The sequence below is a fragment of the Gordonia sp. BP-119 genome (assembly GCF_016924115.1).
Taxonomy (GTDB): domain Bacteria; phylum Actinomycetota; class Actinomycetes; order Mycobacteriales; family Mycobacteriaceae; genus Gordonia; species Gordonia hongkongensis.
Window position 1 is genome coordinate 17592 of sequence record NZ_JAFFZF010000051.1, and the last position, 10678, is coordinate 28269.

Sequence of the window (10678 nt, forward strand, 5' to 3'; positions counted from 1 at the left end):
TGTCCTCATGGCGCCTGACGAAACTCGTGCGCACGAGGCTACCCCCGGCGGTACGGCGGTTGCCGAACCAGAGGTCGCCGACGGCGCGGCGGGACTCGACAAGCCCTGGATGACGATCGTGTGGGACGACCCGGTCAATCTGATGCGGTACGTCACCTTCGTCTTCCAGAAGATCTTCGGCTACTCCGAGTCCCGCGCCAACGAACTGATGATGCAGGTCCACACCGAGGGCAGGGCAGTGGTGTCCTCCGGAGACCGGGACAAGGTCGAGGCCGACGTCGCGAAGCTGCACGCCGCGGGGCTGTGGGCGACGATGCAGCGGGATTCGTGACCCGGACCGGCCGCGGACGACTCCGAACCGGTCGGTCGGCCTTCGCGGCGCGGCAGGCACACTGAGACGCGTGCGCACCTGGAAACGCAAGGGGCGCGGCGAGACGATGCGCATCGCATCGCAACTCGACGCGCACGAAGCAGAGCTGCTCGCGTCGATGGTCACGTCGATGTGCGAATTGCTCACCGAACGAGCCGATTCCGCGCCCCGCGACGACCTCGCGAGGCTGACCGGTATCGACGTCGGGCACTCGCAGGCACCCGACGATGTGACCCTGGGCCGTCTCCTCCCGGATTTCCACCGGCCCGACCAGGACGACGAACTCTCCGCCGAGGTCGTCAACGGCGAACTGAACTCGGCGCTGCGGAGCGTGCACGAACCACAGATCATCGACGCCAAGCTCGGCGCCGCCCGGGTGTTGCTCGACACCCTGCCGGCCGGCGGCGGGGACTTCGCCCTGACTCCCGACGAGGCCGCGGCGTGGCTCACCTCGCTCAACGACGTGCGACTGGCACTCGGCGCGATGCTCGGGATCTCCGAGGACACGCCCGAGCAGTTGCCACCCGACCACCCGCATGCGGCGCATCTCGACGTCTACCACTGGCTCACGGTGATGCAGGACCTCCTCGTCGAAGCCCTGATGTGACTAGTGGTGTGTCTCGGAAATAAGCGACTGGTCTCCGGCGCTCGATCGGCGCCTGGCTGCGTTGTCGTCGGTCGAGATAGCTCCGCTATCCCTCCCTCCTCCGCCTTGCCAGACCACCGATCGCTCCACCGGATACCGGCCACCTGTTTCCGAGACACACCATTAGGGTTCCGTTCGGGAACTTCGTCCGCTTCGACGTCAGGGGTCTCGTGAGCACACTCGGCCGACCGGCCCCGGCCGGCAATCGCATCACCGACATCGCCGGCCTCGCCGTCGGGCACGCGCACCGCGTCGACCCCGACGCCCGGGTCGCCGGTGCACCGGAGGCCCCCGACGGTCACGGGTGGGCCACCGGGACCACCGTCGTACGGGTGTCGGCGCCGGGCGCCATCGCCGCCGTCGACGTCCGCGGTGGCGGTCCGGGTACCCGCGAAACCGATCTCCTCGACCCGTCGAACACGGTCCAGACCGCGCACGCCATCGTGCTCAGCGGAGGTAGTGCCTACGGACTGGCCACCGCCGACGGGGTCATGCGCGCGCTCGAGGCCGACGGGATCGGACTCCCGCTCGACGACCGCGGGCACGTGGTGCCGATCGTCCCCGCCGCGGTGATCTTCGACCTCCCCGTCGGTGCCTGGGACCACCGACCCGACGCGGACTTCGGAGTGGACGCGGTCCGCGCAGCGGACACGGAATTCGCCGTCGGGTGTGTGGGTGCGGGTGTCGGCGCCCGGGCCGGCGCGCTCAAGGGCGGGGTCGGGACGGCGTCGATGACGTTCGACGCCGGTCCCGCGGCCGGCATCACCGTCGGCGCAGTGATGGTCGCCAACCCGGTCGGGGCGGTCATCGACCCGCAGACCGGGCTGCCGTGGGACCTCGGCGAGACCGAACTGGGCCGCCTGGGGTTGCGCCGGCCGTCGGCCGCCGACATCGACTCGCTCGCCGACCTCGCGGCGAAGCACACCGTGCTCAACACGACGATCGGTGTCGTGGCCACCGATGCCGCGCTCGACGCGCCGATGACCAAGCGGCTGGCGATGGCCGGACACGACGGTCTCGGGCGGGCGATCAGGCCCGCGCACTCGCCGCTCGACGGGGACACGATCTTCGGCATCGCCACGGGTGCGGCCCGGCCGTCGACACCGGTGCCGGCGCCGGCGGGTATGCATGCCGACGTCGCCGTGGTCGCCGAGGTGTGCCGGGCCGCGGCCGACGTCGTCCAGCAGGCCATCGTGAACGCGGTCCTCGCGGCGGAACCGGTCGCATCGATCCCCACCTACGCACAGACGGCGCCGTCGGCGTTCCGCTGACCGGGGTCGTCGCGAACGGCGAACGGAATAGGTGCCGCGGCGACGATGTTGCGCCTCGGGGAACCCCGGGGTCCCGGGTGTGGACACGTCTGGACAGGAGAATGCGACACCGATGCTGAAGATCGGGCAGGAGCTGGTCGACGCCATGGTCGCGCACGCGCGCGCCGACCATCCCGACGAGGCCTGCGGGGTGATCGCCGGGCCGGAGGGTTCCGACGATCCGCAGCGTTTCATCGCGATGATCAACGCCGAGCGGTCGCCGACCTTCTATCGTTTCGACTCGGCCGAGCAGCTCGCGGTCTGGCGGGAGATGGACCGCCGTGACGAGGAACCCGTCGTGATCTATCACTCGCACACCGCCACCGAGGCGTACCCGAGCCGCACCGACATCTCCTACGCCGGCGAGCCCGGCGCCCATTACGTGCTGGTGTCCACGCGCGACCCCGAGACCGCCGAGATCCGTAGCTATCGCATCGTCGACGGTGCGGTCACCGAAGAAGAGATCGAGATCAGGAGCTGAGCATGTCTGTCACCGTATCCATCCCGACGATCCTGCGTACTCACACCGGCGGGGAGAAGCGCGTCGAGGGGTCGGGTTCGACGCTGGCCGCCCTGATCGACGACCTCGAGACGGGCAACGCCGGGCTGAAGGAACGACTCGTCGCGCCCGACGAGAACGGCACCGCCAAACTGCACCGGTTCGTCAACATCTACGTCAACGACGAGGACGTGCGATTCTCCGGCGGCCTCGACACCCCGATCGACGACGGTGACGAGGTGACCATCCTGCCCGCGGTCGCCGGCGGCTGAGCGTGGCCCGCTACGACTCCCTGATCGACTCGGTCGGCAACACCCCGCTCATCGGTCTGCAACGGCTCTCGCCGCGCTGGGACGACTCCGACGAGGGCCCGCACGTCCGCCTGTGGGCCAAGCTCGAGGACCGGAACCCGACCGGATCCATCAAGGACCGCCCCGCGCTGCGGATGATCGAACAGGCCGAACGCGACGGATTGCTGCGGCCGGGCTCGACGATCCTCGAACCCACGAGCGGCAACACCGGCATCTCGCTCGCGATGGCGGCGAAACTCAAGGGCTATCAACTGATCTGCGTGATGCCCGAGAACACCTCGGAGGAACGGCGCTCGCTGTTGCGGATGTTCGGCGCGCAGGTCATCTCCTCACCCGCGGCGGGCGGCTCCAACACCGCGGTCGCGGTGGCCAAGGGCCTCGCCGCGGACAATCCCGACTGGGTGATGCTCTACCAGTACGGCAACGCGGCGAACGTCGCGGCGCATTACGAGGGCACCGGCCCCGAGTTGTACGCCGACCTGCCCGAGATCACCCACTTCGTCGCCGGGCTCGGCACGACCGGAACGCTGATGGGCGTCGGGCGGTTCCTGCGCGAACGCAACCCCGATATCGAGATCGTCGCCGCCGAACCCCGGTACGGCGACGAGGTCTACGGCCTGCGCAACATCGACGAGGGTTTCATCCCCGAGCTCTACGACGACTCGGTGCTGACCCGCCGCTTCTCGGTGACCGGCGTCGACGCGGTCGCGCGGGTGCGGGAACTGATCGACCTCGAGGGCATCTTCGCGGGGATCTCCACCGGTGCGATCCTGCAGGCCGCGCGCGGTATCGGCCGACGGGCACTGAAGGCCGGGACCCGCGCCGACATCGGCTTCGTCGTGCCCGACGCGGGATGGAAGTATCTGTCGACCGGGGCGTACGAAGGTAGTCTCGACGACGCGGAGCAGGCACTCGAAGGCCAGCTCTGGGCCTGACCCCGCTACCGAGGACTTTCCAGCCATGAGCTCGTACACCCCGCCGGTCGGGCAGCAGCCCGCGCGACGCGCGCGTCCGCTGTGGCTGCGTTCGGCGATCATCACCGCGTGCATCGTCGCGGTGCTGTTCGTCATCGAGGCCATCGACGTGGCGACCCACTACGACCTCGACCAGAACGGCATCGAACCACGACAGGTCGACGGACTGGACGGCATCCTGTGGGCGCCGATGCTGCACGGCGACTGGCAACACCTGTTCGCCAACCTGATGCCCGGCGCGGTGCTGTGCTTTCTCGTGTTGATGACGCGGCGGTTCCTCATCGTCACCGGCATCATCTGGGTGGTGTCGGGGGTCGGTGTGTGGCTGTTCGCAGCGCCGTACTCGATCACCGTCGGGGCGTCGGGCATCGTGTTCGGCTGGCTCACCTTCCTCATCGTCCGCGGCCTGTTCAACCGCGATCTGTGGCAGATCCTCGGCGGCCTTGTGCTGTTCCTCGTGTACGGATCGATCCTGTGGGGCGTCCTGCCCTCGGATCCCCTGGTCTCCTGGCAGGCCCACCTGTTCGGCGCGATCGCCGGCGTGTTCGCGGCGTGGGCACTCGCGGCCCGGGATCGACGGAAGCCGGCGGTCACCGCACCGGGGGTCGCGCCATAATCCCGGCGGGCGGCCAGGACGCACCCATCGGGATCTTCGACTCGGGTGTCGGGGGACTGACGGTGGCGCGCGCGATCATCGATCTGTTGCCGGACGAGGACATCGTCTACATCGGCGACACGGCCAACGGGCCGTACGGTCCGCTGACGATCCCCGAGATCCGACGCCACGCCCTCGCGATCGGCGACGACCTCGCCGAGCGAGGGGTCAAGGCCATCGTCATCGCCTGCAACACCGCCTCGGCCGCCTGCCTCCGCGACGCGCGCGAGCGATACGCCCCCATCCCGGTCATCGAAGTCGTGCTGCCGGCGGTGCGCCGCGCGGTGGTCGCCACCAAGACGGGCCGAATCGGCGTGCTGGGCACCGAGGCGACGATTTTCTCACGGGCATATCAGGATTCGTTCGCGGCGGCACGCGATGCGGTGATCACCGCGGTGCCCTGTCCGCGGTTCGTCGACTTCGTCGAACGCGGGATCACCAGCGGCCGACAGATCCTCGGGCTCGCGCAGGGCTACCTCGAACCACTGCAGCAGGCCGGCGTGGACACCGTGGTCCTCGGCTGCACCCACTACCCGCTGCTGTCCGGGGTCATCCAGCTGGCGATGGGCGACGAGGTCACCCTGGTGTCGAGCGCGGAGGAGACGGCGAAAGACCTCTTCCGGGTCCTCACCGAGGCCGACCTGCTGCACCCGCACACCGGCCGCGACGCCACCCGCGTCTTCCAGGCGACCGGTGACCCGGAGCTCTTCGCGAAACTGTCGAACCGATTCCTGGGGCCGGTGATCGGAGCCGTGCAGCACGTGTGAGGGGTCAACCGCGCATCGCCGCGCACTTGTGACCCGTATGCCGCCGCCCGCGCGCGGAATCGTGGCACAGTGGGGCCTATGCGTCTCACGGTCCTCGGGTGCTCGGGCAGTGTGGGCGGACCGGGAGCCGCGTGCTCCGGCTACCTGCTCTCCGTACCCGGTGAACAACCGGTCCTCGTGGACTGCGGCCCGGGTGTCTTCGGCGAACTGCAGCGCGTCACCGACCCCAACAATGTCGCCGTCGTCCTCAGTCATCTCCACGCCGATCACTGCCTCGATCTGCCCGCGATGCTCGTCTGGCGTCGGTACGCACCACAGCCGGCACGGCGGCGGGCGCCGCTCTACGGCCCACCCGGCACCGCCCTCCGGATCGGCTACGGGTCGTCGGAATTCCCCGGACAGCTCGACGACATCACCGACACCTTCGACGTCCACGAGTGGAGCGACGACCAGGAGATCACCCTGGGCGGGATGCGAATCCGGGCGATGAACGTCAATCATCCGCCCGACACCTTCGGTCTGCGGATCACCGGTCCCGACGGCCAGGTCATCGCCTACAGCGGAGACACCGCGCCGTGCGACGAACTCATCGACCTCGCGGCCGACGCCGACCTGTTCCTGTGCGAGGCGTCGTGGACGCATGCGCCCTCGGAGCGCCCACCGGATCTGCACATGTCGGGCATCGAGGCGGGGGAGGCCGCGACCAAGGCGAACGTCCGAACACTCGCGATCACCCACGTCGCCCCGTGGTCCGATTCGGCGGAGATCCTCGCCGAGGCCCGCAGCACGTTCTCCGGTCCGACGGAGCTCGTCAGCCAGGGACAGGTCTTCGACCTCACCTAGCTGTCGTGTCCGCGCCGGTCGTTACAGTGAGACCCGTGACCACACGAGCTGACGGCAGAGCCGACGACGAACTCCGTCCCATCACGTTCACCCGCGGTTTCACCAGCCATCCGGCGGGTTCGGTCCTGGTGGAATTCGGCAAGACGCGGGTGATGTGCACCGCGAGTGTCACCGAGGGTGTCCCGCCGTGGCGTCGTGGTTCAGGCTTGGGCTGGCTGACCGCGGAGTACGCGATGTTGCCCGCCGCCACCCACGACCGGTCGTCACGTGAATCGGTCAAGGGCCGGGTGGGTGGTCGCACCCACGAGATCAGTCGACTCATCGGCCGGTCGCTGCGTGCGTGCGTCGATCTCGGTGCCCTGGGCGAGAACACCATCGCCCTGGACTGCGACGTCCTGCAGGCTGACGGCGGTACCCGCACCGCAGCCATCACCGGTGCCTATGTCGCGCTGGCGGACGCGATCACCTACCTGCGTGCCGCGGGCAAACTGTCCGACCCGCAACCGCTTTCGTGCGCGATCGCCGCGGTCAGCGTGGGGGTCGTCGACGGCCGCGTCCGACTCGACCTTCCCTACGAAGAGGATTCGCGCGCCGAGGTGGACATGAACGTCGTGGCGACCGACGCCGGCACGCTCGTCGAGGTGCAGGGCACCGGCGAGGGTGCGACGTTCCCGCGCTCGACGCTCGATGCGCTGCTCGACGTGGCCGCGATCGGTACCGAGAAGCTGTTCGAGGCGCAGCGAGCCGTGCTCGCCGAGCCGTACCCCGGCGAACTCCCCGGACGGGCCTGATGTCCTCGGTGCTGCTGGCCAGCCGTAATCGCAAGAAGCTCGCCGAATTGCAGCGCGTCGTCGACGCCGCGGGAATCACCAGGGTGGAGGTCATCGGTCTCGACGCCGTGGCCGAGTACCCGGAGGAACCCGAGACCGGTGCCACCTTCGAGGACAATGCGCTGATCAAGGCCCGCGCGGGCGCTAAGGCCATCGGAATCCCATGTCTCGCGGATGATTCCGGTCTCGCGGTGGATGCCCTGAACGGCATGCCGGGCGTGCTGTCGGCGCGTTGGTCGGGCCGGCACGGGGACGACCCGGCCAACAACGCGCTGCTGCTCGCCCAGCTGTCGGACACCCCGGACGACCGACGCGGCGCCGCGTTCGTCTCGGCCTGCGCGCTTGTGCTGCCGGACGGGACGGAGACGGTGGTGCGCGGCGAGTGGCGTGGGCGGGTCCTGCGGGAGGAGCGCGGGCCGCACGGTTTCGGGTACGACCCGTTGTTCGCCCCGGACGACGAGATCGCCGACGGCCGGTCCGCGGCGGAACTGTCGCCGGCGGAGAAGGACGGGCTCAGTCACCGCGGAAAAGCGTTGGCGCAGTTGGTTCCGGCGCTGCGGGCGCTCGCGGGCTGACCCCCCTTGCGTCGGCGTCCGGACTCCGATCAGCTCGCGGCGCCGGTGTAGATGTAGACCCCCAACGTGTGCGGTTCGCCGTCGAGCAGGATGTCCATGTCGTCGGCGCCGGCACGCGACATCCCCTGTCGCTCGTAGAACCCGAAGGTGCACAACGAGTCCGTGTACAGATGGAAGTCCGACCGGTCGCGGTCGCGGAGATGGTCCAGGAACGCCCGATAGAGGGTCGCCCCGACGCCGTGTCCTCGTGTCGTGGAGGCGACGGCGAACAGGGTCAGTTCGTCGTCGAGCGACGTGCCCGTCGCGGCGCCGAGCCGGTGGGCCACCGACTCGAAAGCGAACAGGGCCCGCAGCGACTTCCACTGGGGCAGTCCGAGAATCGCAGCTCTGGCGGTATGCGCCCAGAGCAGCGCGCGGTTCTTCGTCCGCTCGCCGAGATGTGGCTCGCCGTCGATCCGTCCCAGGATGATTCCCACCACGCGGCCGTCCTTCACCGCGACGCGACTCCAGGTACTCGCGACGAGTTGCTCGCGGAGGTAGACCTCGAGTGCCGCGTCCAGGACGTGTTGTCCGTGGACGTAGCGGTGGATGTAGAACGCCTCGTCGATGATCTTCTTGACGTCTTCGGCGTCGGTGGAACGGTAGGGGCGGTAGGTGATGTCGGTCATGATCCCTTCTTTGCGTGTGTGTGGGTGAGAGCGATGAGGTCTGCTTCGAGGGCGGCCCGTTCGGTGTCGTCGAGGACGGCTCCCCACAGGGGAGCGGTGTTCGAGCCGTCGGCGGCCGCGATGATCAGCCGCGTGACCGCCGGGTCGAGACCGTCGTCGGACAGCGCGGCACGCCAGTGATCGGCGTCCTGCTGGGCGAGCGCGGCCGGGCCCGGTTCGTACATCAGGCTGGCGGCCAGCGCGATCTGGTCGCGCAGGCCGGCGGAGTCTCGCGCGTCGGCGAAACTCACCCGGATGTAGGCCCTGGTCAGCCGTCCCGGCGCGTCGTCCTCCTCGTCGGCGGTCCGTTCGACGTTCGACCGGAACTGGGCCATCAGGTCCGCCGCGAGTTCTTCGAGCAGGCCGTCCTTGGCGGGGAAGTGGTAGAGCAGTCCGCCCTTCGACACCCCGGCCGCGGCGGCGATCTCGGAGACGGACACGGCGGCACCGTGTCGCGCAATCAGCCGGGCCGCGGCGTCGAGGATCAACCGTCGGGTGTCGGCAGCACTCCGCCCGGACGTGCGTGCCATCGGACCCTCCGTGCTCGATGTCCCGGGGACTTCCCGGATCACATATAACTATACCGTCCAGACGGTACAGTTTCAATTGTGCGCTCGATCCCGTCGACCGGGCGTCGAAATGCATCGCCTGTGCACGGGGCGAAGCAGAGGGGCGCTCAGCAGCCCGCGTGGACTCCCAACATCCGCGCGACCGAGTCGGGCCAGGGGTACTGGGTCGCTCGATGACGCGCCGCCCGTTCGCGGTCGACGCGGGGGAGGCTGAGGACCTGCCGGATCGCGCTCGCGAAGCCCGGGCCGGAGTCCTCGGCAGCCGCGCCACACGTGTCGTCGACCAGGGTCGCGACCGCCGACGACTGCGACCCGATGACCGGTGTGCCGGCGGCCAGTGATTCCAGCGCGGAGAGGCAGAAGGTCTCGTGCGGACCGGGGGAGAGGGAGATGTCGGCGCTGGCGAGGAGGGCGGCGACCTGACTCCGCTCGGAGAGATGGCCCAGGAAGGTCACGGGCAATCCGCGGGCCAGATGCTGCAGCGGGGCTCGCATCGGCCCGTCGCCCGCGATCACCAGGTGCGCCGGCGTTCCCGACCGATGGAGTCTGCCGAGCGCGGCGATGCTGCGGTCGGCGCGCTTCTCCACCGAGAGGCGTCCGCAGTGGGCGATGAGCGCACTGGTGCCGTCGGACCACCGTGCGCCCAGGTTCGGGTCGAGGTGTCGTGGGTCGAAGACATCGAGGTCGACGCCGAGCGGGGCGCGGACGACGTTGGTCGCCCTCACTCGATTGAACTCCGCGGCGGCGAAGTCGGTGGTGCACACGACGGTGTCGTAGTCACGGGCGGTGGCCGCGTTCGCGCGGTCGGCCAGTGCACGTGCGGAGCGGCCGGGCATGACCTGGCCGAGCAGCCGGTCGAGGCGTTCATGGGACACCATCGTCGAATGGATGTCTCGCCTGCGAGCCCACCGGCCGAAGCCGCGCAGGGTGAGGCGGTCGGACACCTCGAGGGCGTCGGGACGGAGATGGGCGAGGACGTCGGCGACGCGGCGGGCCGACGCCAGGCGGTAGCCGCCCGAGGCGGGAATCCGCGGTGCGGCCACGGTGATCCGCGTGACCCCAGAGTTCAGCGTCTCCTCGCCGGGATCGGCGCCGGGAACGATCAGGACGACGTCGTGACCGGCCCCGGCATACCCGGCGCCCCAGCGGTCCACCGCGGTGCGCAGACCGCCGGAGCGGCCGCCGTAGAAGTTCGCGAGCTGGACGATCCGCACGGGGTCCAGTCAGCCCGACCCGGGTGAACGGCCGACCAGCGCGAGAAGATCAGAGGTTGAACTGCGCCTTCACTTCCTTGGTGCGCTTGTGCTCGAACCAGAAGGACAGGAAGGGGATGGTGCCCGCGATCGCGGTGATGATGGTCTTGCCGACGCTCCAGCGGACCTTGATAGCGAGGTCGATGGCCATGATCAAGTAGACGAAGTACACCCAGCCGTGCACGAACGGTACGAAGTCCAGAGCGTGGTTGTCGTAGCCGTAGGTCAGGACGAGTTCGACGACGAGCAGCAGCAACCACACGCCGGTGATCCAGGCGAGGACGCGATACCGCAACAACGCGCCGCGGACCTTCTCCACCGGGGCGGCGAGGGCGGGGGCGGTGGGGTCGGTCTCGGTCACTGCGGGCC

General features: G+C 69.3%; 15 protein-coding genes. 11 read left to right on the plus strand and 4 right to left on the minus strand.

Annotated features, from left to right (window positions below):
• The first annotated feature begins 7 nt into the window (after positions 1–7).
• The 11 genes from clpS to rdgB all read left to right on the plus strand — a co-directional run bounded on the left by clpS (position 8) and on the right by rdgB (position 7780).
• A complete protein-coding gene (clpS, locus tag JW364_RS21465; protein ID WP_033203522.1) occupies positions 8–331 on the plus strand; it encodes an ATP-dependent Clp protease adapter ClpS in 324 nt (107 codons plus the stop codon).
• A 70-nt stretch (positions 332–401) separates the two neighbouring features.
• Positions 402–977, plus strand: a complete 576-nt coding sequence (locus JW364_RS21470) for a DUF2017 domain-containing protein (protein WP_137810879.1) — start codon at positions 402–404, stop codon at positions 975–977.
• Between the two features lie 209 nt (positions 978–1186).
• Positions 1187–2287 carry a P1 family peptidase gene (locus tag JW364_RS21475; protein WP_159370588.1) on the plus strand — a complete coding sequence of 367 codons (1101 nt, stop codon included), beginning with the start codon at positions 1187–1189 and terminating at the stop codon, positions 2285–2287.
• Between the two features lie 112 nt (positions 2288–2399).
• The gene (locus JW364_RS21480) at positions 2400–2807 is read left to right on the plus strand and encodes a Mov34/MPN/PAD-1 family protein (protein ID WP_065629055.1); all 408 of its coding nucleotides are present in this window, start codon (positions 2400–2402) and stop codon (positions 2805–2807) included.
• A 2-nt stretch (positions 2808–2809) separates the two neighbouring features.
• Positions 2810–3097 carry a MoaD/ThiS family protein gene (locus JW364_RS21485; RefSeq protein WP_065629054.1) on the plus strand — a complete coding sequence of 96 codons (288 nt, stop codon included), beginning with the start codon at positions 2810–2812 and terminating at the stop codon, positions 3095–3097.
• Between the two features lie 2 nt (positions 3098–3099).
• Positions 3100–4071 (plus strand): PLP-dependent cysteine synthase family protein, encoded by a 972-nt coding sequence (locus JW364_RS21490; RefSeq protein ID WP_065629053.1) that lies wholly within the window; start codon positions 3100–3102, stop codon positions 4069–4071.
• A gap of 25 nt (positions 4072–4096) precedes the next feature.
• Entirely contained in the window at positions 4097–4726 is a 630-nt protein-coding gene (locus tag JW364_RS21495; protein ID WP_137810875.1) for a rhomboid family intramembrane serine protease, read from the plus strand.
• Positions 4726–5532 (plus strand): glutamate racemase, encoded by an 807-nt coding sequence (murI, locus tag JW364_RS21500; protein WP_203235942.1) that lies wholly within the window; start codon positions 4726–4728, stop codon positions 5530–5532. Before JW364_RS21495 ends, murI begins: the two co-directional genes overlap by 1 nt.
• 78 nt (positions 5533–5610) lie before the next feature.
• Entirely contained in the window at positions 5611–6375 is a 765-nt protein-coding gene (locus JW364_RS21505) for a cyclic nucleotide-degrading phosphodiesterase (protein WP_058249993.1), read from the plus strand.
• Positions 6376–6410: 35 nt separating this feature from the next.
• Positions 6411–7166 (plus strand): ribonuclease PH, encoded by a 756-nt coding sequence (gene rph / locus JW364_RS21510; protein ID WP_058249994.1) that lies wholly within the window; start codon positions 6411–6413, stop codon positions 7164–7166.
• Complete coding sequence (gene rdgB / locus JW364_RS21515) at positions 7166–7780, plus strand: RdgB/HAM1 family non-canonical purine NTP pyrophosphatase (protein ID WP_205333117.1); 615 nt, start codon at positions 7166–7168, stop codon at positions 7778–7780. Before rph ends, rdgB begins: the two co-directional genes overlap by 1 nt.
• A 29-nt stretch (positions 7781–7809) precedes the next feature.
• Here the strand turns inward: rdgB and JW364_RS21520 are convergent, their stop codons facing one another.
• The 4 genes from JW364_RS21520 to JW364_RS21535 all read right to left on the minus strand — a co-directional run bounded on the left by JW364_RS21520 (position 7810) and on the right by JW364_RS21535 (position 10670).
• Positions 7810–8448 (minus strand): GNAT family N-acetyltransferase, encoded by a 639-nt coding sequence (locus tag JW364_RS21520; RefSeq protein WP_205333118.1) that lies wholly within the window; start codon positions 8446–8448, stop codon positions 7810–7812.
• Complete coding sequence (locus tag JW364_RS21525) at positions 8445–9017, minus strand: TetR/AcrR family transcriptional regulator (protein ID WP_137810873.1); 573 nt, start codon at positions 9015–9017, stop codon at positions 8445–8447. The genes JW364_RS21520 and JW364_RS21525 overlap by 4 nt, the downstream gene beginning before the upstream one ends.
• A 146-nt stretch (positions 9018–9163) precedes the next feature.
• Complete coding sequence (locus JW364_RS21530) at positions 9164–10270, minus strand: glycosyltransferase (RefSeq protein ID WP_137810872.1); 1107 nt, start codon at positions 10268–10270, stop codon at positions 9164–9166.
• A gap of 49 nt (positions 10271–10319) precedes the next feature.
• Positions 10320–10670, minus strand: coding sequence for a DUF3817 domain-containing protein (locus tag JW364_RS21535; protein WP_058249999.1), 351 nt, complete (start codon positions 10668–10670; stop codon positions 10320–10322).
• Positions 10671–10678: the final 8 nt, after the last annotated feature.

Excerpts from the sequence above, each read along its gene's own strand:
- JW364_RS21525 (WP_137810873.1), bottom strand. The coding sequence starts at position 9,017 with ATGGCACGCACGTCCGGGCGGAGTGCTGCCGACACCCGACGGTTGATC.
- JW364_RS21485 (WP_065629054.1), top strand. The coding sequence starts at position 2,810 with ATGTCTGTCACCGTATCCATCCCGACGATCCTGCGTACTCACACCGGC.
- JW364_RS21505 (WP_058249993.1), top strand. The coding sequence starts at position 5,611 with ATGCGTCTCACGGTCCTCGGGTGCTCGGGCAGTGTGGGCGGACCGGGA.
- JW364_RS21480 (WP_065629055.1), top strand. The coding sequence starts at position 2,400 with ATGCTGAAGATCGGGCAGGAGCTGGTCGACGCCATGGTCGCGCACGCG.
- JW364_RS21520 (WP_205333118.1), bottom strand. The coding sequence starts at position 8,448 with ATGACCGACATCACCTACCGCCCCTACCGTTCCACCGACGCCGAAGAC.
- JW364_RS21495 (WP_137810875.1), top strand. The coding sequence starts at position 4,097 with ATGAGCTCGTACACCCCGCCGGTCGGGCAGCAGCCCGCGCGACGCGCG.
- rdgB (WP_205333117.1), top strand. The coding sequence starts at position 7,166 with ATGTCCTCGGTGCTGCTGGCCAGCCGTAATCGCAAGAAGCTCGCCGAA.
- clpS (WP_033203522.1), top strand. The coding sequence starts at position 8 with ATGGCGCCTGACGAAACTCGTGCGCACGAGGCTACCCCCGGCGGTACG.